Below are 22,638 nucleotides of genomic sequence, written 5' to 3' on the forward strand. Positions count from 1 at the left end.
TGGCGTACGTCTTCGTGCCGGGTGACTAACCAGGCCCAACCTCCGAACGGAAGTCGCACCTTCCCCAGCGGCCCGTCCAGGCGTTCCAGATCGGAATCGCGGACGGGGATGAACGGATTCGAGTCGGGGCCAATAAATGGGAATGCCGGAAGATCTGCGACATTTGGACTGCCCACTCAACACCTCGCGAAAATCGGCATTGCAAAGAGGGCTTCAGACTAACAAGCGGGCACCGGACAAACGTTCCATAGTGACACAGGTCACACAAGTCCTGACAAGGCCTACTCTTGGCCATTTATCTGGTATGCACACCTGGCTGGACTTGTACCGGGAGCAACTCCGAGATCTGCTCGGAGACCGCGGCGAGCAAAAGCGGAATCTGATCGTTCAGATAAAAATGGCCGCCCGGATAAGTCCGCAGCTCGAAGCCGCCCTCCGTGTGCTCACCCCAGGCGCGCACCTCGTCGAGCGTCGCCCTCGGGTCGTCGGTGCCCGTGTGCGCACGCACGGGCGCCGCGAGCCGGGGACCGGGGACGTGGCGGTAGGTCTCGGCCGCGCGGTAGTCGCTGCGGATGGCCGGCAGCACCATCCGCAGCAGCTCCTCGTCGTCGAACACCCGGGCGTCGGTACCGCTGAGCGCCCGCAGCTCGGCGAGCATGCCCCGGTCGTCGAGCAGATGAATGCCGCTGTCGCGGTGCCGGGAGGGCGCGCGCCGACCGGAGACGAACACCGCGAGCGGCCCGGCCCCCAACCGCTCGAGCCGCAGGGCGAGTTCGAAGGCGACCGTCGCCCCCATGCTGTGCCCGAAGAACGCCAGCGGCCGGTCGGCCCACACCAGCACCTCGTCGGCCAACGCGTCGGCGAGGACGGGTATGGAGTCGATCAACGGCTCGTCACGGCGGTCCTGACGGCCCGGGTACTGGACGCACAGCACGTCGACGGCGGGCGAAAGGCCCTGGGAGAAGGGGAAGTAGTACGACGCGGAGCCGCCGGCGTGCGGCAGGCACAGCAGCCGCACCGGCGCGTCCGGAGCCGGGTGGTAGCGGCGGATCCAGCGGCCCGTGTCGGCCCGGTTCACCGTCACAGCGCGAACCGGACGTCGGTCAGCTGCTCCGAGAGCTCCCACAGCCGGCGGCCGGTCTCGGCGTCGGTCGCGCGGGGCGCCAGCTGGACCCGCTTCGGTGCACCGCGCAGCTCGCCCATGCCGTCCGGCCCGATCAACTCGCCGCCCGCCACCGTCGGTTCGGTGGCCGCGTACAGCTGCGGCAGCGCTCCCTGGTCCGGGGACTGGGCGAGCGGCGAGAGGAGGGTGCCGAAGAGCAGCTTCACCATGCCGGTCGGCGAGCTCGTCTGCAGGTTGGTGGAGGTGTAGCCGGGGTGGGCGAGCACACTGCGCACCGGGCTGCCGGCGGCGGTCAGCCGCTGGTGGAGGGTCCAGCCGAAGACGGCGTTGGCGAGCTTCGACTGGTTGTAGTGGCCCATGGGCGAGTACTTGCGCTCGCCGGTGAGATCGTCGAAGAAGATCGTCGCCTGCCGGTGGTTGGTCGACGTCACCGAGACCACCCGGGGGTCGGTGCCGACGGACAGCAGATCGAGCAGCAGGCCGGTGAGCGCGAAGTGGCCGAGGTGGTTGGCGGCGAACTGCAGCTCCTGGCCCTGCCGGTTCAGGGAGCGGGGCGGCGCCATCAGACCGGCGTTGTTGACCAGGACGTCCAGCCGCGCGTGGTCGAAGCGCACCTGGTCGGCAAAGGCCCGTACCGAGTCGAGGTCGGCCAGGTCGACGCGGCGCACCTCCAGGCTCGCGCCCGGCTGCCGGGCGGTGATCTCCTGAGCCGCCCGCTGCCCCTTCGCCTCGTCACGCACCGCGAGGATCACATGCCCGCCCCTGCGGGCGAGCGCCCGCGTGGTCGCCAGGCCGAGGCCGCTGTTGGCTCCGGTGACGACGAACACCCGCTTGGTCTGGTCCGGGATGTGATCGACGGTCCAGCGCTGCTGCTTGGTCATGCGCCACACGTTGCCCTGCATGGCACTTGGTGTCAAGGCGCGCCTGGGTGCCATTCGCGGCATGGCGTGTACGATGGTTGGGGTGAGCACCCGCCCCGAAGTGAGCCTGGCCCAGCGCAAACGTGAGCTGGTCTCCAACGAGCTGACCGAAGCGGCGCTGCAGCTGCTGGCCCTGAAGGGGTTCGACGGGGTCACCATCGACGAGATCGCGGCCGCCGCCGGAGTGTCCAAGCGGACGTTCTTCCGGTACTTCGCGTCCAAGGAGGACGTGGTCGTCCAGTTCCTGGCCGAAATGGGCGCCGGCATCCGCACCGAGCTGGCGGGCCGCCCGGCCGGGGAGCCGCCGTCCGTGGCCCTGCGGCACTCCGTCTCGGTCTCCGTCGCGGCCTGCGCCGGCCACTCGGACCGCGCCCTGCGTGTGGTCCAGCTGATCCTGGGCACCCCCGCCCTGCACGCCCGCTTCCTGGAACGCCAGGCCCACTGGCGCGACGAACTGGCGACGGAACTGGCGCACCGCCTCGGCCTCGACCGCGCCACCGACCTCTACCCCCAACTGGCCGCCGGAATGGCCCTGACCGCCTTCGACACCGTCCTGCAACGCTGGAGCGGCAGCGACGGCGCCGAGGACCCCGCGGCCCTGTCCGACCGGGCCTTCGCCATCATCGCCCCCGCGCTGGACAGAGCCGCGCAGGCGTAAGGCACGCTCCGCTTCAGCGCTCACCGCACCGACGCGGCCGGCGGACGCTCTCGTACGGCGCCGTAGGCCAGGAAGTAGGCAGGCACCCGGTTCAGCCACCGCGAGGTGGTGATCAGCTCGGTCATCCGCTGCGCCCGCCTGGGGTTGCCGAAGGGGGAGCGTCCCGCCAGCAGCGGTTCGATGACCCGGGCGTGGGCCGTCCGCTGCAGCGCCTGCGTCAGGGCCGCGGTCGGCCACCGGCGGCGCTGGACGGCGCGTACGTCCCGCAGGCCCACCGCGCCCGCGCGCAGCGGCTCGACGAGATACCGGGCGGCGGCCACGGCGTCCTCGACGGCGAGGTTGATGCCGATGCCGAAGACCGGCGACATCGCGTGCGCCGCGTCGCCGATGCACAGCAGCCCGGGGCGGTGCCAGCGGCGGAGGCGGTCGAGCCGTACGTCGAGCAGCTTCACCTCGTCCCACGACCGCACCGCCTGCGCGCGGTCCCCGAGCCACGGGACGGCGACCGTGAAATCGGCCATGAACCGGTCGAGCCCGGCGGCGCGGCGGCGGGCGTCGGTTCCCTTGGGGATCAGCGCGGCGCACTGCCAGTAGTCCCCGCGGTCGATCATGGCGGTGAGAAACCGGTCGCCGACGCCTCCCACGAGCCCGTACGGGTCGCCCTCCCGCCGCGGCAGCCGGAACCACCAGGCGTCCATCGGGCAGTCGAACCTCCGCAGTCCCAGTTCGGGCCGTGACCGGGCCAGCGAGTCCCGGCCGTCGCAGGCGACCGTGAGGGTGGCCCGCAGCTCACCGGTACCGCCGTCGGACGTGCGGTACCGCACCCCGGTGACGCGCCCGCGCTCCACCAGGAAGGAGGTCGCTTCGGTGCTCATCCGCACGGAGAAGGACGGCTCCCGCCGGGCCTCGTCCGCCAGGAGGTTGAGCAGGTCCCACTGAGGCACCATGGCGATGTAGTTGTACGTGCCGCGCAGCGCGCCGATGTCTCCGACGGTGACCAGCGAACGGTCCCGGCCGAGCGGCAGCCGGACCGTCGTCACCCGCCGCTGCGGCAGTTCGGCGAACCGCTCGGCCAGACCCAGCTCCTCCAGCAGCGCCAGGGTGGACGGATGCACGGTGTCGCCGCGGAAGTCGCGCAGGAAGTCACCGTGCTTCTCCAGGACGGTGACCGCCACGCCGGCCCGGGCCAGCAGCAGGCCGAGGACCATTCCGGCGGGGCCGCCGCCCACCACACAGCACGTCGTCCGCTCCATCACGCGCCTCCCTGTCGGGTCCATCACGTGCCGCCCTGTCGGGGATTCCCGAAGCCGCCCGGGCCGTTCCTGAAGCCGACCAGACCGGATCATATAATCCCAAAGTGCCGTAATTTCTCCGTAGATGTCCTCGACGCTCCGGGAGGCCGCCATGAATCGGCAGCCGGTCCTTCTGCCCTACGCCGACCCGGCCTTCCTGGCGGATCCCTTTCCGTTGTACCGGCAGCTGCGGGAGGACGGCCCCGTGCGGCGCGCGGTCATCGCCGGCGGCCTGGAGGCCTGGCTGGTCACGCGGTACGAGGACGGCCTCGCCGCCCTGTCCGACCCCCGGCTGAGCAGCGACGTCCACGAAGCGTCGGACCCCCGGCTGCTGCAGCAGCTGCCCGCTACGGAGCGCGAGTCCATGTTGCGCACCATGCTCCGCGCCGACCCGCCCGAGCACACCCGTCTGCGCCGCCTGGTCTCCAGGGCGTTCACCGCCCGCAAGGTGGCCGAGCTGCGGCCCCGCGTCCAGGAGATCACCGACCGGCTGCTCGACGCGATCGCTCCGGCCGGCGCCGCCGACCTCGTCGATGACTTCGCGCTGCCGCTCCCGGTCACCGTGATCAGCGAACTGCTCGGCGTGCCCACGGCGGACCGGCACGACTTCCAGCGGTGGACCGACGACATGATCCTGCGCGGAACGGAGCCGCCGGACCCGGCCGTGGTGAACGAGGCATGGCAGCACATGCGCTCGTACCTGACCGGCCTCCTGGCAGCCAAACGAGCCCGGCCGCAGGAGGACCTGCTCAGCGCACTGATCACCGCCCGGGACGAAGAGCAGCGCCTCGACGAGGACGAGCTCATCGCGATGGCGTTCCTGCTGCTGGTGGCCGGCTACATCACCACGGTCAACCTGATCGGCGGCGGCATCGCCGCACTGCTGGCCCACCCCGACCAGCTCCGGATGCTGCGCGACGATCCGGCGCTGCTGCCGGACGCCATCGAGGAGTTCCTCCGCTACGACGGACCGGTCAACCCCGGCATCGCCCGGTTCGCGCGCGAGGACGTCACCATCGGGGGCGTGACCGTCCCGCGGGGCGCGACCGTGCTGATCGCCTCCGCCATCGCCGACCGCGATCCGGCACGGTTCCCCGACCCCGACCGCCTGGACATCACCCGACGGGACAACGCCCACCTCGCCTTCGGCCACGGCCTGCACTACTGCCTCGGGGCGCCGCTGGCCCGGCTGGAGGGCCAGGTCGCCATCGGCACCGCCCTGCGCCGCCTGCCCGGCCTCGCCCTCGCCGTACCGCCCGGCGAACTCCGCTGGCGGCCCGGCGGCCTCCGCGGCCCCGAGCACCTGCCCGTCACGTTCACTCCGGCCGCCGGACGTCCGTCCCAGGACCGCTCCAAGGACAGGGACCGCCCGAAACACCTTGGCCCGGCGCTCGGCCGGTGACGGACCTCAGGGTTCGGCCAGCTGCCATGGCGCGTCGGGGCGGGGGGTGTGCGCGTCGGCGGCGACCCGCAGTGCATACACCGCCTGATCGGTACCGGAGACGGGCCCGAGGTACTGGTGTCCGGTCATGTGGCACCAGGCGGGCAGGTCGAGCGGTGCGGCGGGGTCGGTGGCGATGACGTGGACGACGGTGCCCGGTGCTGCCCCGTCGATGGCCTGGCACAGGCGCAGCAGGAGGGTGACGCAGAGCAGGCCGGTGCCGTCGACGGCGAGGTCGGCTTCGGCGGGCGGGGTCACCGGCTGCTCGCGGTGGCAGCGATGGCGGGAAGGACGGCGAGGGCGAGGACACCGCCGCTGAGGGCGAGAACGGGGTAGCCGGCGGCAGAGACGACGAGGCCGGAAGAGATGCCACCGGTGGCGCCGGCGATGGCGATGGAGACGTCGACCAGGCCCTGGGTCTTGGCACGGGTGGCGAGGGGCACGGCGTCGGTGATCATCGCGGTGCCGGAGACGAGGCCGAGGTTCCAGCCCAGCCCCAGCAGGGCGAGTGCCAGGGCGAGCAGGGCGATGGAGTCCGCGGGCGCCGCAGCGGCCATGATTCCGGCGGCGAGGAGGGTGAGGCCGGAGGCGGCGGCGATCGCGGTGGGGCCGTAGCGGTCGACGAGCCAGCCGGTCAACGGTGAGGGCAGGTACATGGCGCCGACGTGGATGGCGATGACGAGGCCGGAGGCGGCGATGCCGTGGCCGTGGTCGTGCATGTGCACGGGGGTCATCGTCATGATCGCGACCATGACGAGCTGGGTGAGGATCATCGTCAGTGCGCCCGGTATCAGCCCCGGACCGCGGGTGGGTGCCGGGTCCGGTTCGGTGTCGCCTGCGGTCTTCGCCGCGGCGGCTTCCGTCCGCTGCTGGAGGTCGAGGCTGCGGGCGAGCAACAGGGGGTCGGGGCGCAGCCAGACGGCGAGAACGAGGGCGGCCAGGGCGTAGGCGGCGCCGGAGAGCAGGAACGGCCCGGCCAGGGTGGGGATGCCGAGGGCGTCGGCGAGGCGTCCGGTGGGGGCGGCGAGGTTGGGGCCCACGACGCCGCCGAGGGTGGTGGCGACCAGGACGGTGGACACGGCGCGGGCGCGGTGGGCGGGCGCGGCGAGGTCGGCTCCGGCGTACCGGGCCTGGAGGTTGGTGGCCGTCCCTGCGCCGTAGACGAACAGGGCGATGAAGAGCAGCACGGGGTTGTCGGCGACAGCGGCGGCGATGACGCCCGCGCTGCCGACGGCGCCGGTCAGATATCCCGCTGCCAGGCCCGGCCGACGGCCCCGGGCTTGGGAGATACGGCCCACCGCGACAGCGGCGAGGGCCGAGCCGGCGGTGAACAGCGCACTGGGCAGGCCCGCCAGGTCGGTGGAGTCCAGCATGTCCTGCGCGAGCAGGGCACCGACGGTGATGCCGGCCGCAAGCCCCGCCCCGCTCAGAATCTGGCTGCTGACCAGGACGGCGAGGACGCGGCGCTGCGCCTCGGGCCTGGGGGACATACCGGCGGTGGTGGCTGAGGCGGTGCTTGTCACGGACAGTTCTCTTTCCCTCTCAGGACCCGACTACAGAACATCGACGACGAGGTAGCCGTCGATACGGCGTACGTGCTCACCGTCGGGATCGGCCGGGAGTGCGTGGCCGAGGTCGCCCGCGCGGACTTCGCTGATCCACTGGTCGTGCTGGTACTCGTGGTTGATGAGCGCGGCGAGCAAGTGGGTGGCGACGATGGTGAGTTGGGTGGGGGCACCGACCCGGCCGGCGGCGATGTCGCCCATGCGTGCGTGCACGCGTTCGGCGACGGTGGTGCGGAAGTCGGTGAGTCGTCGGATCGTGGGCAGGGCTCCGCGGAAGCGCTCGGGATTCGCCGAATCCATCAGGGCGTCCAGCTCCGGGTCCGGACTGGGTTCGGCCGCGGTGAGGTTGCGGATCATGAAGTGCGCGACGTGGGCCTGGTGGCCCAGGTGCCAGCCGATGGCGCTGGAGTTCTCGTGCGGTCGCCAGGTCACCTCGTCCGGGGTGAGGTCCTTCCACAGGGCGTCGGTGTAGGCACGAGCGCGGTCGTACTCGCGCAACAGTGCCTCAATCCGGTTTTTCTGGTTCATGAGTTCGTCTCACCTGTGTTCAGGGACGCCGGTTCACGGAGCGGGGCGGCCGTACGGGCACGGGACACGGACAGGACGGCGTGCGCCGCTCGCTCGCCGGTGGCGAGAGCACCCTCGATGTGCCCGGCGTACCGGGCGGCCGTCTCGGTCGAAGCCCAGTGCAGCCTGCCACCCAGTGCGGGCCGCTGGTAGAGGGGGTGACCGAACAGAGAGTAGTCGGCCAGACGGTGCACGGCAGGCGGAGCGGTCCACCGCTCGCTGCTCCAGTCCTGCATCTGCAGCGTCTCGGGCCCGGCGGCGGCAGGGCCGAAGAGCCGTACCAGCTGGGCGATCACCGCTTGCTCGAAGCCGGGGCCGACGACCTGGGCCGGAGCGAAGCCGAACAGCGCGGCGGGTCGCCCGTCGGGCCCCGACATGTCGTGCAGCTCCTGCAGCGGGCCGGTTCTGCTGAACGCCGCACCGGCCAGCCCCTCCTTCCGCCAGAAGGCGGAGGGGTACTGGGCGACGACCTTGGCGACGGCCCCCCTCCAGACCGGGGTGGACCTGGCCAGGTCCACGAGGTCGGCGGGGAGCGCGTCGCGGAAGTCGATGCGCTCCAGGGCCAGGGCCGGGGGGACGGCCAGGACGAGGTGCGCCGACCGGTCACCGCCAGGCACGTACGAGGTCCTCCGGACCCCAGTGCGCCACGAGCGGCAGGCGGTCGGCGACGCCACTGCGTGAGACCGCGACGAGAGGGGTGTCCGTTCCCGCGCCCGGCACGGCGAGCATGTCGCGGACCAGTGCGTCGTAGTCGTGGCGGTCGAACGGCCGGTCCTCCAGCCACTTGATGGAGCCGAGGAAGTGCACCCGCCCGGCCACCGGTTCCCGGTCGGCGCCGATCAGGTCGATCTCGGGGTTGTTCTGCCGGTTCCACCAGCCGCCGACCGCTTCGGTGTCCGGCCACGCCTCGTCGGGCAGCAGCCGCAGCAGCGACTCGCGGACGATCGGCTCCACCGCCCGTCCGCGCCAGCTGGTCCAGCCCCGCTCGATGCGCTCCAGCGCCAGGTCGCCCCGGCCTCGCTCGATCAGCGGCAGGCCGCGCTGCAGAAAGGCCAGCCAGAAGCGCAGATAGGGGTCGGCGATGCGGTAGCGCTTGTTCTTGCGGTCGGATTTGGCCGACAGCGGGAGGTCGGCGGCCAGCACCCGCTTGCCCAGCAGCGTGTTCAGCAGCGGAGTCAGCACCCCGGAAGGCAGTGCGCCGGCCCCGCCGGCCTGGGCCGCGATGGTGGAGAACGTCCGCTCGCCGGCGCCCACAGCCTCCAGCACCGCCCGGGCGTGGGACGCCTCGGGGAACTCGCCCAGCAGCGACAGCTCGCCCGCCACCAGCAGCGGCGAGAGCGGGTTGGCCACCGCCTCGGCCAGGAAGTCGGTACGGCTCATCCCCGGCCGCCAGGACTGGACGATCTCCGGGAACCCCCCGGTGATCAGCAGGGCGTCCACCGCCTCTGCCGCGCCCAGCCCGGTGGCGGCCTGCACATCTCCGAGGTGCAGCGGATCGACGGTCATCTTCGTGGCCCGTCCGAAGAACGGACGACCATGGGACTGCAATGCCTCCATCACGGAGATATCGCTGCCGACCAGGATCAGCAGCACGGGCTTGGCGGACAGGTGGCGATCCCAGACCGTCTGCAGCGCGCCCTCGAACTCCCGGTCCTGCTCCACCGACCACGGCACCTCGTCGATCACCGCGATGCTCGGGGCGTCGTCGGGCAGCGCGACGGCCAGGGACCGCAGCGCCTGGTTCCAGTCGCCGGCCTGCAGCCCGGCCACCAACTCCGCCCCCGACAGCGGCGACTGCGCGAGCGTGGCGATGAAATCAGCCCGCTCGGCCACAGGGTTACGGCCTCGCGTGGCCTGGAAGACCACGTAGGGCAGCCCGGATCGATCACAGAACTCCTGGGCCAGCCGCGACTTCCCCACCCGCCGCCGCCCTGTCATGATCACAGCCTGACCGCGCGTGGTCCCAGTCCCCTGGGCCACCCGACCCAGTTGGCGATCCAGCCGCTCCAGGTCCAGCGCCCTGCCCTTGAAGCCGCTCACAGCCCACCACCTCGACCGGGAATGCAAACGCAGTTTCGATATTACGTAGATGGAATCTACGTTTAGCGTAGCTCACCCTCGCGGCTCAGGCCCGGGGCCGAGAACCGCACGGCAACTCGGACGCGTACCCTTCGGTGGCCGAACACGCTCCGTCGCCACTGAAAGCGAGCCGGCCCCGCTGACGGCACAGACACACGAGTCGGCGCGAACCCGGACCAGGGAGGCGTGAGGACCGGGGCGTGAGGTGATGGCGCGTCAGGTATCCCAGCACCATCCCGGCACGGGAAAGAGCCAGGGGCCCGACTCCAACGAGCCGGGCCCCTTCTGACCTGCATATTCGACAGCAGCAACGTGATGGAATTGCGCCTACACGTTGAAGCGGAACTCCACCACGTCCCCGTCCTGCATCACGTAGTCCTTGCCCTCCATCCGCGCCTTGCCCTTCGCGCGGGCCTCGGTGACCGAGCCCGTTTCGACCAGGTCCTGGAAGGAGATGACCTCCGCCTTGATGAAGCCCTTCTGGAAGTCGGTGTGGATGACACCCGCGGCCTCCGGGGCGGTGGCGCCCTTCTTGATGGTCCAGGCGCGGGATTCCTTCGGGCCGGCCGTGAGGTAGGTCTGCAGGCCGAGGGTGTTGAAGCCGACGCGGGCCAGGGTCGCGAGGCCGGGCTCGTGCTGGCCGACGGACTCCAGGAGTTCGAGGGCCTCGTCCTCGTCCAGCTCGGCGAGGTCCGCCTCCAGCTTGGCGTTGAGGAAGATCGCCTCGGCGGGGGCGACCAGCGCCCGCTGCTCGTCCTTGAAGGCGTCGTCCATCAGCTCGTCCTCGTCGACGTTGAAGACGTAGAGGAAGGGCTTGGTGGTGAGCAGGTGCAGGTCGTGGAGGAGCTCGTTGCGCTCGGTGCCCTGGACGATGCCGTGTGCGAAGAGGGTGTCGCCCTTTTCGAGGATCTCCTTGGCCTCCTCGACCGCCTTGACCTTCGGCGCCACGTCCTTCTTGATCCGCGACTCCTTCTGCAGGCGCGGCAGGACCTTCTCGATCGTCTGCAGGTCGGCCAGGATCAGCTCGGTGTTGATCGTCTCGATGTCGTCCTTGGGCGAGACCTTGCCGTCGACATGGACGACGTTCTCGTCCTTGAACGCGCGGATGACCTGGCAGATCGCGTCGGACTCGCGGATGTTCGCCAGGAACTTGTTGCCGAGGCCCTCACCCTCGCTGGCGCCGCGCACGATGCCCGCGATGTCGACGAAGTCGACGGTGGCCGGCAGGATCCGCTCCGACGAGAAGATCTCCGCCAGCTTGGCCAGGCGGGTGTCGGGGACGCCGACCACGCCGACGTTCGGCTCGATCGTGGCGAACGGGTAGTTGGCCGCCAGCACGTCGTTCTTGGTCAGGGCGTTGAACAGGGTCGACTTGCCGACATTCGGCAGACCGACGATTCCGATCGTGAGCGACACGTTGCGACTTCCCGTACGTGAGAGGGCCAGGGGTGGTGGGCCGGGGCCGGGGCCAGGAGACGTCTGGCCGATCCACCAGTCTACGGGGTGCCCGGCGCCGCCCCGGCGACGTATCGAACGCTTGGCCAAGCTCTGCGCCTCGGCGTGTCTGACGGGCTATTCGGCACATAAGCCGACCTAAGTTGGTCCAGTGGAGCAATACAAGGCGCGACCCCCGCAGCACGGACCGCGACGCGCCACGCCCCCGCCCCTGCCGCCGCAGGCGGTGCGCGGCGGAGCCGGCGGTGGTCCTTCGGGTGCCGGCGGGGCTCGCGGTGCTGCCGGTTCGGGCGGCGCGGGCGGCGCGGGCGGCGGCGCCGTACGGTCGACGCGGTCCCCGCGGCCCGAGCGGACTGGACGGGCCGAACGGACCGAACGGACCGAACGAGGTCAGCGGCCCGAGCGAGGCAACCCTCCGGCTGACCGGCCGGTCCGCCCCCGCTCGCCGCAACCGCGCGGGGGCGCGGGCGTGGGCCGGGCCGGTGGGGTGAAGCGGCCCGTGGCCGTACGGCGGCCCGCTCCCCAGGGGGGCCGGGTGGCACGCCGGATGCCCAACCCCCGGCTCACCGGGCTGGGCGTCGGATTGTTCTGCGGGGCGCTGATGCTCGCGCTCGGCTGCCTGGATCAGCTGCTGTTCGGGGCGTCGCTGGTGGTGTACGGCGTGCTGTTTCTGCCGGTGTGCGTGCTGACGGCGGTGTGGGTGCGGCGGGGCGACCTGGTGACCGTGCCCATCGTGGTGCCGATCGCGTTCGCCGTGGGGCTCGTGCCGGTCGCCGAGCGCGGTGACGGGGTGAGCGGGCGGTTCGTGGGCCTCTTCACCGCGCTGGCGACTCAGGCGGGGTGGTTGTACGGCGGGACGCTCGTCGCGGGGTCCCTGGTGACCGTGCGCTGGATTCGTATGCTGCGCCGCCGGGCCGCACGCAGCCGCCCACCCGTGTGAGGCCCTACCCTTCCTTCGCCGCCCGCATCGCCGCCCCCACGATGCCCGCGTTGTTCTGCAGTTGCGCCGGGACGATCTCGGCCTTGATGCCGTCGATGTAGCGCAGGAACTTGTCGGCCTTGCGGCTGACGCCGCCGCCGATGATGAACAGCTCGGGTGAGAAGAGCATCTCGACGTGGGCGAGGTAGCTCTGGACGCGGTGGGCCCAGCTCTCCCACGACAGGTCGTGGTCCTCCTTGGCCTTGCTGGAGGCGCGCTTCTCGGCGTCGTGGCCGTGCAGTTCCAGGTGGCCCAGCTCGGTGTTGGGGACGAGGGCGCCGTCGATGAAGAGGGCGCTGCCGATGCCGGTGCCGAAGGTCAGCAGGATGACCGTGCCCCTGCGGTCGCGGCCGGCGCCGAAGGACATCTCGGCGATGCCCGCCGCGTCCGCGTCGTTCACGACCGTCACCGGGGCGCCGCCCAGGCGGTCGCCGAGCAACGCGCGCGCGTCGGTGTCGATCCAGCTCTTGGCGACGTTCGCCGCCGTGCGGATCGTGGCGTTGCCGGTGACGACGCCCGGGAACGTGACGCCGACCGGTCCGGTCCAGCCGAAGTGGTCGACGACCTCCTTGACCCCGTCGGCCACCGAATCGGGCGTGGCCGGGTGCGGGGTCAGCACCTTGAACCGCTCGTCCGCCAGGTCGCCCCTGTCGAGGTCCACAGGGGCGCCCTTGATCCCTGATCCGCCGATGTCCACGCCGAAGATCTGCATGTCACCACGTTACGACGGACCACTGACGGTCACTCCCCTGCGGGGTCCTCCGCCCTCGTGCGCTCCGCGATCAGCGCGGCCGCCTCCTCGCGCAGATCACGGCGCAGCTCCTTCGGCAGGGAGAACGTGATGGACTCCTCGGCCGCCTTGACGATCTCGACGTCCTCGAAGCCACGCTGGGCGAGCCATTCGAGGACCTCCTCGACGAGGACCTCGGGAACGGAGGCACCGGAGGTGACACCGACCGTGGACACACCCTCCAGCCAGGCCTCGTCGATCTCGGCGGCGAAGTCCACGAGGTAGGACTCGCGGGCGCCGGCCAGCTTGGCGACCTCGACGAGCCGCTTGGAGTTGGAGGAGTTCCGGGAGCCGACCACGATGACCAGGTCGGCCTCGGCGCCCATCTGCTTCACCGCGAGCTGGCGGTTCTGCGTGGCGTAGCAGATGTCGTCGCTCGGCGGGGAGATCAGTTGCGGGAACTTCTCCTTCAGTGCGTCGACGGTCTCCATGGTCTCGTCGACGGAGAGCGTGGTCTGGGACAGCCAGACGACCTTGGAGGGGTCGCGGACCTCGACCTTGGCGACGTCGCCGGGGCCGTCGACGAGCTGGATGTGGTCGGGGGCCTCGCCGGAGGTGCCGATGACCTCTTCGTGGCCCTCGTGGCCGATCAGGAGGATGTCGTAGTCGTCGTTGGCGAAGCGGACGGCTTCCTTGTGGACCTTGGTGACCAGCGGGCAGGTCGCGTCGATGGTGGCGAGGCGGCCCTGCCTGGCCTCCTCGTGGACGGTCGGGGCGACGCCGTGCGCGGAGAACATGACGATGTTCCCCGGCGGGACCTCCTCGGTCCGCTCGACGAAGACGGCGCCCTTCTTCTCCAGGGTCTGTACGACGTACTTGTTGTGGACGATCTCGTGGCGGACATAGACCGGAGCCCCGTACTGCTCCAGTGCTTTCTCGACGGCGATCACGGCGCGGTCCACACCCGCGCAGTAGCCACGGGGGGCGGCGAGCAGGACACGGCGGCCAGGCGAAGCAGTCATGGGCACCATCGTAAGGCCGCGCTCGGGGGGCCAAAGATCGCGTTCCGCGTCGGCCGAACGCCGGACGGGCCGGAATGTCGGCGGTGGCCATTACGCTCGCGGCATGGCTGTCAACACGTCCCCCGAATCCCCGCTCCCTGTCGGTGAGGTGTCGCGGCTCATCGGTGGGTGGATCGACCGGCTCGGTGCGGTGTGGGTCGAGGGACAGATCACGCAGTTGTCGCGGCGGCCGGGCGCGGGGGTCGTGTTCCTGACGCTGCGGGATCCCTCGCACGACATCTCGGTGAGCGTCACCTGTTACCGGCAGGTGTTCGACGCCGTGGCCGACGTGGTGAGCGAGGGCGCCCGGGTCGTCGTCCTCGCGAAGCCGGAGTGGTACGCACCGCGGGGGCAGTTGTCGTTGCGGGCCGCCGAGATACGGCCCGTGGGAGTGGGCGAACTGCTCGCGCGCCTCGAGCAGCTGAAGAAGACGCTGGCGGCCGAGGGGCTGTTCGCGGCGGAGCGCAAGCGGCCGTTGCCGTTTCTGCCGCAGCTCGTCGGGCTGGTCTGCGGCCGGGCCTCCGCCGCGGAGCGGGACGTGCTGGAGAACGCCCGGCGCCGCTGGCCGGCGGTCCGCTTCGAGGTGCGCAACGTCGCCGTGCAGGGCGTGCACGCGGTGCCGCAGGTCGTGCAGGCGGTGAAGGAGCTCGACGAGCTCGACGACGTCGACGTGATCATCGTGGCCCGGGGCGGCGGCAGCGTGGAGGATCTGCTGCCGTTCTCCGACGAGCAGCTGATCCGGTCCGTCGCCGCCTGTCGTACGCCCGTGGTGTCGGCCATCGGCCACGAGCCCGACACCCCGCTCCTCGACTACGTCGCCGATCTGCGCGCCTCCACTCCCACCGACGCCGCGAAGAAGGTCGTACCGGACGTGGGCGAGGAGTTCGAGCGGGTACGGCTGCTCCGCGACCGTGCGCGGCGGTGTGTCGAGGCGTTCGTGGAGCGGGAGGAGCGCGGGCTTGCGCACGCGCTGGCACGGCCGGCGATAGAGGATCCGCACCGGATGATCGACGAGCGGGCCGACCAGGTGACGGCGCTGGTCGACCGCGGGCGGCGGTGTCTGGGGCATCACCTCGACCGCGCGGAGTCGGAGCTGACCCATACGCACGCGCGCGTGGTGGCCCTTTCTCCGGCGGCGACGCTGAAGCGGGGCTACGCGGTGCTGCAGAAGGCCGACGGGCACGTGGTCCGCACGCCGGACGAGGTGACGGCCGAGGAGCGGCTGCGGGCCCGGGTGGCCGAGGGCGAGTTCGCCGTACGAGTCGATGTCGAGTCAGGTCCTAGGGTGGGCGGATGAGCAGCAAGGTGGATGAGGCGCTCGGGTACGAGCAGGCGCGCGACGAACTGATCGAGGTCGTACGGCGGCTGGAGGCCGGTGGCACGACGCTGGAGGAGTCGCTCGCGCTGTGGGAGCGGGGCGAGGAACTGGCGAAGGTGTGCCGGCGGTGGCTGGAGGGGGCGCGGGCCCGGCTGGACGCGGCGCTGGCCGAGGAGACGGCGCACGAGGAGAAGAACGGGGACGACGCCGGGTAACCGGGGGCTGGGTGGACTGTGAAGCGGATCACCACACCCCGCTTTTGGTTGAACGTTGAACTTCACTTCGCGTACGGTCATGCCTGTCAGCCGATCCGGCCCGCCGGATCCGACTCATGCACCCAGAAGGTTCACCATGTCTCTCGTTCTTGACCCCGCCGCCCAGGACCTGCTGTTCCGCGAGGCCCGCACCGCGAACACCTTCACCGACGAGCCCGTCACCGACGAGCAGGTGCAGGCGATCTACGACCTGGTCAAGTACGGCCCGACCGCCTTCAACCAGTCCCCGCTGCGCGTCACCCTGGTCCGCTCCCCCGAGGCCCGTGAGCGCCTGGTCCAGCACCTGGCCGAGGGCAACCAGGCCAAGACGGCCGCCGCCCCGCTGGCCGCGATCCTCTCCGCGGACAACGAGTTCCACCAGGAGCTGCCGGAGCTCTTCCCGCACTTCCCGCAGGCGAAGGACCTCTTCTTCTCGGAGCGCCCGGTGCGCGAGAACTCCGCCGTGCTGAACACCGCCCTCCAGGCCGCGTACTTCATCATCGGCGTCCGCGCCGCCGGGCTGGCCGCCGGCCCCATGAACGGCTTCGACGCCGAGGGGCTGCGCAAGGAGTTCCTGGACGACGACCACACCCCGCTGATGGTCGTCAACATCGGCAAGCCGGGCCCGGACGCCTGGTTCCCGCGCTCGCCGCGCCTGGCCTACGAGCAGGTCGTCACCACCGTCTGAGACGCGTGCACCACAGCGAAGGCCCCCGGCTGCCGTGCCGGGGGCCTTCGCATGTCATGGGGGGGCAGTGCCGTGGGGGTCACATGCCGCGGGCGGTCACGTGCGGTGGGGGGTCAGGACGTCTTCAGCGCCCCGGCCACCTCCGCCAGCTGCTCGAACGATCCCGTGCCGGCGACCACCGTCGTCGCACCCTTGGCGTCCTCGTCCTCGGCCAGCACCAGCGCGTCGTACCGCCCGCCGGTGTACCGCACCCACGTACGGCCGCCGATCTCCTCGGTGACGTCGGTCTCCTGCGCGCCCTGACTCGCGTCCTCGATGAACGGGATGCGCTTCTCGGTCGACTGCTTCACCGCCACGTACTCCCCGTCGGGGGCGTGGAAGCCCAGGTGCCAGACATCGTGCTCGGTGCCGTCGAAGCGGACGGACGTCGGCTTCCAGCTCTGCGACAGGCCCTCCGGCGCGGCCACCGGATACGCGGCAGCACGGCGTGCCGTGAGCAGCTCGACCCGGTAGTCGACCCTCGGGAGGTCGGGTTCCTTGTCGTCGTGCGGGATGAAGAGGTAGATGACCCATGCCGCCAGCACGATCAGGCCCAGGGAGAGCACCATGTCCCGGACCGTTTTCTGCTTGCCGTTCGTACCTGCCACGCGTCCTATCGTCGCAGGTGCTCACGCTGCTCATCCGTGGGGGTATCTGCTCATTCTGTCGTCTGACGATAGAGTCATCAGCGAAACCCTCATCCGGCCGTCGTCGTATCAGAAAGGTGCGTTCCGATGACCGAGCATCATCTGCCGTCCGAACTCGATGTCCCCTCCGAGGCCCCCGACCGCAACCTCGCGCTGGAACTGGTCCGCGTGACCGAAGCCGCGGCGATGGCCGCCGGCCGCTGGGTGGGCCGCGGTGACAAGAACGGAGCCGACGGTGCCGCGGTACGCGCCATGCGCACCCTCGTGTCCACCGTCTCCATGAACGGCGTCGTCGTCATCGGGGAGGGCGAGAAGGACGAGGCGCCGATGCTCTTCAACGGGGAACGTGTCGGGGACGGCACCGGACCCGAGTGCGACATCGCCGTCGACCCGATCGACGGCACGACCCTGACCGCGAAGGGCATGCCGAACGCGATCGCGGTGCTGGCCGCCGCCGAGCGCGGATCGATGTTCGACCCGTCCGCCGTCTTCTACATGGACAAGCTGGTCACCGGGCCCGAGGCGGCCGACTTCGTCGACATCGACGCACCCGTGTCCGTGAACATCCGCCGGGTCGCCAAGGCGAAGGCCCGCCAGCCCGAGGACGTCACCGTCGTCATCCTCGACCGGCCGCGGCACGAGGGCATCATCAACGAGATCCGGGAGACCGGCGCGCGCATCAAGCTGATCTCCGACGGCGATGTCGCCGGCTCGATCCTGGCGCTGCGCGAGGGCACGGGGGTCGACCTGCTGCTGGGGATCGGCGGTACGCCCGAGGGCATCATCTCGGCCTGCGCCGTGAAGTGCCTGGGGGGCACCATCCAGGGCAAGCTGTGGCCGAAGGACGACGAGGAGCGGCAGCGGGCAGTTGACGCGGGGCACGATCTGGATCGCGTGCTGACCACGGAGGATCTGGTCACCGGGGAGAACGTGTTCTTCGTCGCGACCGGCATCACCGATGGTGAGCTGCTGCGGGGGGTTCGGTACCGGTCCGAGACCGCCACGACCGACTCGATCGTGATGCGGTCGCGGTCGGGTACGGTGCGGCGGATCGACTCCGAGCACCGGCTGAGCAAGCTGCGGGCTTACAGCGCGATCGACTTCGACCGGGCGAAGTAGCTCCGCCGGTGGCGCGGGGAAGCTTGGACCGTGGGCGACTGCGGGCTGTCCTTGGCTGGTCGCGCAGTTCCCCGCGCCCCTGAGTCGGCATGCTCCCCGGCGTCATAAGGGGGCGCCCTCTGGTGCGGAGAGGGCGCCCCTTGCCATAAGTACCGGCTAGCCCGCTGCCGCTATGTGGTTCGTCGTGCGGGCTGCCTTCTTCAGTTCCAGTTCGCGGCGGCGACGCCTCGCCAGGACCACTCGGCGTTCGGCGGCGGTGAGACCGCCCCAGACTCCGTACGGCTCGGGCTGGAGCAGGGCGTGTTCGCGGCATTCGACCATCACCGGGCAGCGGGCGCAGACCCGCTTCGCCGCCTCCTCGCGGGACAGCCGCGCGGCGGTGGGTTCCTTGGAGGGTGCGAAGAACAGGCCGGCCTCGTCGCGCCGGCACACGGCCTCCGTGTGCCAGGGTGCGTCTTGGTCCCTGTCTCGCGCTGGCACCCGCTGGGCCGGAACGGCAGCTACCTGCAGGGACGAATGCGGCGGTTGCAGCACGGTCTACTCCTGACGACGGCTTCGCGAGCGAGAGACGATGCAGCAAGGTCTACCCGCTGTACGCACGCCTATGCAGGGAGTCCCCAACCGCTGGAGTTCGTGCGTTCTTGTGCGGCGCCGGGAACACTAGAGGTGCTTGCGCACACTCTTGTCGACCTTGCGCTGCACCCGGTCGAGAATGTCCGCGACGAGCTTGCCGCGCTTGGGCCGCGCCTCGATGTTGCCCAGAACGGCCCAGCCGTCCACGAAGACCACCGGTGCCTCGGCGTCCGGCGCGTCCAGCGTGTCCACCTCGAAGTTGCCGAGGACGCCGCCGCCGGTGCCGCGCAGCGAGACGTTCTCCGGGACGCGGACCTCGACGTTCCCGAAGAGCGAGAACGCCTTGATCACGACCTGCTGATACTCGAAGATCGCCTCGCTCAGATCGATCTCGACGCTGCCGAAGATCGAGTACGCGTGGATACGGCGGCCCGCCCGCCAGCGGCCCTTGCGGACGGCGCTGCTGAACACCGCGATCACGTTCTCGTCCGGGTCGGCGGGTATCGCACCGGCCGTGGGGCGGCCCGGGGCGGCGGCGTAGGCCGGAGGTGTGCGGTGTTGATGCGCGCCCGGCAGGTCCCGTACGAGAGGCTCGAGTTCGCCCACCGTCTTGGCGCGGAAGACGTCCTCCACCCGCTCGGCGTGCTCCTCGGCGGTGAGGCGCCCCTCGGCGAGGGCGTCGCGCAGGATGTCGGCCACGCGGTCGCGGTCGGCGTCGGACGCGCGAAGCTCGGAGGGGGCGGGCGCGGAGGCGGCCGCAGGAGCGGTCTGCTTCTGAAGGTCCACGGGAGCAGCGTACCCAAACACGATAGATCGCGACACCCCTGGGGGCATCGAACTGAGCCTTACCTCACAAGCTCGCCGTCAGTGCCAGGTCCTACGCTGGTGGACGCTGCCAATGGAGGCCAGCCGCGCTGTCTGTCGAGTGAGGAATGGGCGCATGCCTGAGTTCGCGTACACCGATCTGCTCCCCATGGGAGAGGACACCACCCCGTACCGGCTGGTGACCTCCGAGGGTGTCTCCACCTTCGAGGCCGACGGGCGGACGTTCCTCAAGGTCGAGCCGGAGGCGCTGCGCAAGCTGGCCGAGGAGGCCATCCACGACATCCAGCACTACCTGCGCCCGGCCCACCTCGCGCAGCTGCGCCGCATCATCGACGACCCGGAGGCGAGCGCGAACGACAAGTTCGTCGCCCTGGACCTGCTGAAGAACGCGAACATCGCGGCGGCCGGCGTGCTCCCCATGTGCCAGGACACCGGCACCGCGATCGTCATGGGCAAGCGCGGCCAGCACGTCCTGACCGAGGGCGGCGACGAGGAGGCGCTGAGCCGCGGCATCTACGACGCGTACACGAAGCTGAACCTCCGCTACTCGCAGATGGCTCCGCTCACCATGTGGGAGGAGAAGAACACCGGCTCCAACCTCCCGGCGCAGATCGAGCTGTACGCCACCGACGGCGGCGCCTACAAGTTCCTGTTCATGGCCAAGGGCGGCGGCTCCGCCAACAAGTCCTTCCTCTACCAGGAGACGAAGGCCGTCCTGAACGAGGCCTCCATGATGAAGTTCCTGGAGGAGAAGATCCGTTCGCTGGGTACGGCCGCCTGCCCGCCGTACCACCTGGCGATCGTCGTCGGCGGTACGAGCGCGGAGTACGCGCTGAAGACCGCGAAGTACGCCTCCGCGCACTACCTGGACGAGATCCCCGCCGAGGGATCGCCGCTCGGCCACGGCTTCCGGGACAAGGAGCTGGAGGAGAAGGTCTTCGAGCTGACGCAGAAGATCGGTATCGGTGCGCAGTTCGGCGGCAAGTACTTCTGCCACGACGTGCGTGTGGTCCGGCTGCCGCGGCACGGCGCGTCCTGCCCGGTCGCGATCGCGGTCTCCTGCTCGGCCGACCGCCAGGCGGTCGCGAAGATCACCGCCGAGGGCGTCTTCCTGGAGCAGCTGGAGACGGACCCGGCGCGCTTCCTGCCGGAGACGACGGACGAGCACCTGGAGCAGGACGGTGACGTCGTACGCATCGACCTCAACCAGCCGATGGACGACATTCTCGCCGAGCTGACCAGGTACCCGGTCAAGACCCGCCTCTCCCTCACCGGCCCCCTGGTCGTGGCCCGCGACATCGCCCACGCCAAGATCAAGGAACGGCTGGACGCGGGCGAGGAGATGCCGCAGTACCTGAAGGACCACCCGGTGTACTACGCGGGCCCCGCGAAGACCCCCGAGGGTTACGCGTCCGGCTCCTTCGGGCCCACGACCGCCGGGCGCATGGACTCCTACGTCGAGCAGTTCCAGGCGGCGGGCGGCTCCAAGGTGATGCTCGCCAAGGGCAACCGCAGCAAGCAGGTCACCGACGCGTGCGGATCGCACGGCGGCTTCTACCTCGGCTCCATCGGCGGCCCGGCCGCCCGGCTCGCCCAGGACTGCATCAAGAAGGTCGAGGTCGTCGAGTACGAGGAACTCGGCATGGAGGCGGTCTGGAAGATCGAGGTCGAGGACTTCCCGGCGTTCATCGTCGTGGACGACAAGGGCAACGACTTCTTCCAGGATCCGGCGCCTCAGCCGACGTTCACGTCGATTCCGGTACGGGGGCCCGGGCTGGCGTAAGTGCCAGGGGGTGCGGCGGGGTCACTGTCCCCGCCGTGCTCCGGTCGGGGGCTGATGCCGCAGGAACGGAACATCCGCACCCTCCCGGTCGCTGTACCGGGTATGAGCGAATACCGCATCGAGCACGACTCCATGGGCGAGGTCCGGGTCCCCGTCGACGCCAAGTGGCGGGCGCAGACCCAGCGGGCCGTCGAGAACTTTCCGATCTCCGGGCAGCGGATCGAGCGGGCCCACATCGAGGCCCTGGCGCGGATCAAGGGCGCCGCCGCCAAGGTCAACGCCCAACTCGGGGTGCTCGACAAGGACATCGCCGACGCGATCCAGGAGGCGGCCGCCGAGGTCGCCGAGGGGCGGTGGGACGAGCACTTCCCCATCGACGTGTTCCAGACAGGTTCCGGCACCTCGTCCAACATGAACACCAACGAGGTCATCGCCACCCTCGCGACCGAGCGGCTCGGCCGGGACGTCCACCCCAACGACCACGTCAACGCCTCGCAGTCGTCCAACGACGTCTTCCCCTCCTCCATCCACATCGCCGCCACCGCCGCCGTCACCCGCGACCTCGTCCCCGCCCTCGACCACCTCGCCGCCTCCCTCACCCGCAAGTCGCAGGAGTTCGCCGACGTCGTGAAGTCGGGGCGGACGCATCTGATGGACGCCACGCCGGTGACCCTCGGCCAGGAGTTCGGCGGTTACGCCGCGCAGATCCGCTACGGCATCGAGCGGCTCAACGCCTCCCTCCCCCGCCTCGCCGAGCTCCCCCTCGGCGGCACCGCCGTCGGCACCGGCATCAACACGCCGCCCGGTTTCTCCGCCGCCGTCATCGAGGAGGTGGCCCGCGCCACCGGGCTGCCGCTCACCGAGGCCCGCGACCACTTCGAGGCGCAGGGCGCCCGGGACGGGATCGTGGAGACCAGCGGCCAGCTGCGGACCATCGCCGTGGGGCTGACGAAGATCGCCAACGATCTGCGGTGGATGTCCTCCGGGCCGCGCACCGGGCTCGCCGAGATCGCGCTGCCCGACCTCCAGCCCGGCTCGTCGATCATGCCGGGCAAGGTCAACCCGGTCGTCCCCGAGGCCGTCCTGATGGTCGCCGCCCAGGTCACCGGGAACGACGCCACCGTCGCCTGGGCGGGTGCGGCCGGCAACTTCGAGCTGAACGTCATGCTGCCGGTGATCGCGAAGAACATCCTTGAGTCCATCCGGCTGCTGTCCACCGCCACCCGCCTGCTCGCCGACCGCACCGTCGACGGCATCACCGCCGACCGGGAGCGGGCCCGGGAGTACGCCGAGTCGTCACCGTCCGTGGTCACCCCGCTCAACAAGTACATCGGGTACGAGCAGGCCGCGAAGGTCGCCAAGAAGGCGCTGGCCGAGCGGAAGACGATCCGCCAGGTCGTTCTGGAGAGCGGCTACGTGGAGCGCGGCGACCTCACCGTCGAACAGCTGGACGAGGCCCTGGACGTCCTGCGGATGACGCATCCGTAACGAGGTGTTCCGGCACGTGACCGGCGCGTGAACC

23 protein-coding genes are annotated in these 22,638 nt (G+C 70.6%); 9 read left to right on the forward strand and 14 right to left on the reverse strand.

Annotated elements, in window-relative coordinates; translation table 11 throughout:
- Positions 1-295: 295 nt before the first annotated feature.
- A complete protein-coding gene (locus ACFV7R_RS13985) occupies positions 296-1,084 on the reverse strand; it encodes a thioesterase II family protein (RefSeq protein WP_385263388.1) in 789 nt (262 codons plus the stop codon).
- Positions 1,081-2,004, reverse strand: coding sequence for an oxidoreductase (locus ACFV7R_RS13990; protein ID WP_385263390.1), 924 nt, complete (start codon positions 2,002-2,004; stop codon positions 1,081-1,083). The genes ACFV7R_RS13985 and ACFV7R_RS13990 overlap by 4 nt, the downstream gene beginning before the upstream one ends.
- 73 nt (positions 2,005-2,077) lie before the next feature.
- On the opposite strand from ACFV7R_RS13990, the gene ACFV7R_RS13995 reads away from it, so the two are divergent.
- Positions 2,078-2,701, forward strand: coding sequence for a TetR family transcriptional regulator (locus tag ACFV7R_RS13995; protein WP_385263785.1), 624 nt, complete (start codon positions 2,078-2,080; stop codon positions 2,699-2,701).
- A 20-nt stretch (positions 2,702-2,721) separates the two neighbouring features.
- On the opposite strand, the gene ACFV7R_RS14000 is transcribed toward ACFV7R_RS13995, so the two are convergent.
- On the reverse strand, positions 2,722-3,954 hold the full coding sequence (locus ACFV7R_RS14000) for an FAD-dependent oxidoreductase (protein ID WP_385263391.1): 1,233 nt from the start codon (positions 3,952-3,954) through the stop codon (positions 2,722-2,724).
- A 151-nt stretch (positions 3,955-4,105) separates the two neighbouring features.
- Here ACFV7R_RS14000 and ACFV7R_RS14005 point away from each other — a divergent pair, with 151 nt between their 5' ends.
- Entirely contained in the window at positions 4,106-5,395 is a 1,290-nt protein-coding gene (locus tag ACFV7R_RS14005; RefSeq protein ID WP_385263393.1) for a cytochrome P450, read from the forward strand.
- Positions 5,396-5,401: 6 nt separating this feature from the next.
- On the opposite strand, the gene ACFV7R_RS14010 is transcribed toward ACFV7R_RS14005, so the two are convergent.
- The 6 genes from ACFV7R_RS14010 to ychF form a co-directional block, all read right to left on the reverse strand.
- The gene (locus ACFV7R_RS14010) at positions 5,402-5,692 is read right to left on the reverse strand and encodes a sulfurtransferase TusA family protein (RefSeq protein ID WP_385263394.1); all 291 of its coding nucleotides are present in this window, start codon (positions 5,690-5,692) and stop codon (positions 5,402-5,404) included.
- Positions 5,689-6,957 carry an MFS transporter gene (locus ACFV7R_RS14015; RefSeq protein ID WP_385263396.1) on the reverse strand — a complete coding sequence of 423 codons (1,269 nt, stop codon included), beginning with the start codon at positions 6,955-6,957 and terminating at the stop codon, positions 5,689-5,691. Before ACFV7R_RS14015 ends, ACFV7R_RS14010 begins: the two co-directional genes overlap by 4 nt.
- 30 nt (positions 6,958-6,987) lie before the next feature.
- Positions 6,988-7,527: a DinB family protein gene (locus ACFV7R_RS14020; protein WP_385263398.1), complete on the reverse strand. Its 540-nt coding sequence runs from the start codon at positions 7,525-7,527 to the stop codon at positions 6,988-6,990.
- Positions 7,524-8,183 carry a flavin monoamine oxidase family protein gene (locus tag ACFV7R_RS14025; RefSeq protein WP_385263400.1) on the reverse strand — a complete coding sequence of 220 codons (660 nt, stop codon included), beginning with the start codon at positions 8,181-8,183 and terminating at the stop codon, positions 7,524-7,526. Before ACFV7R_RS14025 ends, ACFV7R_RS14020 begins: the two co-directional genes overlap by 4 nt.
- Positions 8,170-9,504: an ATP-binding protein gene (locus ACFV7R_RS14030; protein ID WP_385263402.1), complete on the reverse strand. Its 1,335-nt coding sequence runs from the start codon at positions 9,502-9,504 to the stop codon at positions 8,170-8,172. The genes ACFV7R_RS14025 and ACFV7R_RS14030 overlap by 14 nt, the downstream gene beginning before the upstream one ends.
- A gap of 468 nt (positions 9,505-9,972) precedes the next feature.
- Positions 9,973-11,061, reverse strand: a complete 1,089-nt coding sequence (ychF, locus tag ACFV7R_RS14035) for a redox-regulated ATPase YchF (RefSeq protein ID WP_385263404.1) — start codon at positions 11,059-11,061, stop codon at positions 9,973-9,975.
- A gap of 586 nt (positions 11,062-11,647) precedes the next feature.
- Here ychF and ACFV7R_RS14040 point away from each other — a divergent pair.
- Entirely contained in the window at positions 11,648-12,040 is a 393-nt protein-coding gene (locus ACFV7R_RS14040; RefSeq protein ID WP_385263406.1) for a DUF6542 domain-containing protein, read from the forward strand.
- A gap of 4 nt (positions 12,041-12,044) precedes the next feature.
- Here the strand turns inward: ACFV7R_RS14040 and ppgK are convergent, their stop codons facing one another.
- Positions 12,045-12,791, reverse strand: a complete 747-nt coding sequence (gene ppgK, locus ACFV7R_RS14045) for a polyphosphate--glucose phosphotransferase (RefSeq protein WP_385263407.1) — start codon at positions 12,789-12,791, stop codon at positions 12,045-12,047.
- Positions 12,792-12,820: 29 nt separating this feature from the next.
- Positions 12,821-13,831 (reverse strand): 4-hydroxy-3-methylbut-2-enyl diphosphate reductase, encoded by a 1,011-nt coding sequence (locus tag ACFV7R_RS14050; protein ID WP_385263409.1) that lies wholly within the window; start codon positions 13,829-13,831, stop codon positions 12,821-12,823.
- 103 nt (positions 13,832-13,934) lie between these two features.
- On the opposite strand from ACFV7R_RS14050, the gene xseA reads away from it, so the two are divergent.
- The 3 genes from xseA to ACFV7R_RS14065 all read left to right on the forward strand — a co-directional run bounded on the left by xseA (position 13,935) and on the right by ACFV7R_RS14065 (position 16,130).
- Complete coding sequence (gene xseA / locus ACFV7R_RS14055) at positions 13,935-15,167, forward strand: exodeoxyribonuclease VII large subunit (RefSeq protein WP_385263411.1); 1,233 nt, start codon at positions 13,935-13,937, stop codon at positions 15,165-15,167.
- Complete coding sequence (locus ACFV7R_RS14060; RefSeq protein WP_385263413.1) at positions 15,164-15,403, forward strand: exodeoxyribonuclease VII small subunit; 240 nt, start codon at positions 15,164-15,166, stop codon at positions 15,401-15,403. Before xseA ends, ACFV7R_RS14060 begins: the two co-directional genes overlap by 4 nt.
- A 136-nt stretch (positions 15,404-15,539) precedes the next feature.
- Entirely contained in the window at positions 15,540-16,130 is a 591-nt protein-coding gene (locus ACFV7R_RS14065) for a malonic semialdehyde reductase (RefSeq protein ID WP_385263414.1), read from the forward strand.
- 113 nt (positions 16,131-16,243) lie between these two features.
- On the opposite strand, the gene ACFV7R_RS14070 is transcribed toward ACFV7R_RS14065, so the two are convergent.
- Positions 16,244-16,777, reverse strand: coding sequence for a DUF4245 domain-containing protein (locus tag ACFV7R_RS14070; RefSeq protein ID WP_385263416.1), 534 nt, complete (start codon positions 16,775-16,777; stop codon positions 16,244-16,246).
- A 126-nt stretch (positions 16,778-16,903) separates the two neighbouring features.
- Between ACFV7R_RS14070 and glpX the strand changes: the two genes are divergently transcribed.
- A complete protein-coding gene (gene glpX / locus ACFV7R_RS14075; RefSeq protein ID WP_385263418.1) occupies positions 16,904-17,935 on the forward strand; it encodes a class II fructose-bisphosphatase in 1,032 nt (343 codons plus the stop codon).
- A gap of 156 nt (positions 17,936-18,091) precedes the next feature.
- On the opposite strand, the gene ACFV7R_RS14080 is transcribed toward glpX, so the two are convergent.
- A complete protein-coding gene (locus tag ACFV7R_RS14080; RefSeq protein WP_129801260.1) occupies positions 18,092-18,469 on the reverse strand; it encodes a WhiB family transcriptional regulator in 378 nt (125 codons plus the stop codon).
- Positions 18,470-18,595: 126 nt separating this feature from the next.
- Positions 18,596-19,294, reverse strand: coding sequence for a DUF1707 domain-containing protein (locus ACFV7R_RS14085; protein WP_385263420.1), 699 nt, complete (start codon positions 19,292-19,294; stop codon positions 18,596-18,598).
- Positions 19,295-19,448: 154 nt separating this feature from the next.
- Here ACFV7R_RS14085 and ACFV7R_RS14090 point away from each other — a divergent pair, with 154 nt between their 5' ends.
- Both ACFV7R_RS14090 and ACFV7R_RS14095 read left to right on the forward strand, forming a co-directional pair.
- Entirely contained in the window at positions 19,449-21,116 is a 1,668-nt protein-coding gene (locus tag ACFV7R_RS14090; protein ID WP_385263421.1) for a fumarate hydratase, read from the forward strand.
- 102 nt (positions 21,117-21,218) lie between these two features.
- The gene (locus ACFV7R_RS14095; protein WP_385263423.1) at positions 21,219-22,604 is read left to right on the forward strand and encodes a class II fumarate hydratase; all 1,386 of its coding nucleotides are present in this window, start codon (positions 21,219-21,221) and stop codon (positions 22,602-22,604) included.
- Positions 22,605-22,638: the final 34 nt, after the last annotated feature.

Origin of the sequence: Streptomyces sp. NPDC059866 (assembly GCF_042731325.1) — a bacterium.
In the GTDB taxonomy this organism is placed as follows: Bacteria; Actinomycetota; Actinomycetes; order Streptomycetales; family Streptomycetaceae; genus Streptomyces; species Streptomyces flavusporus.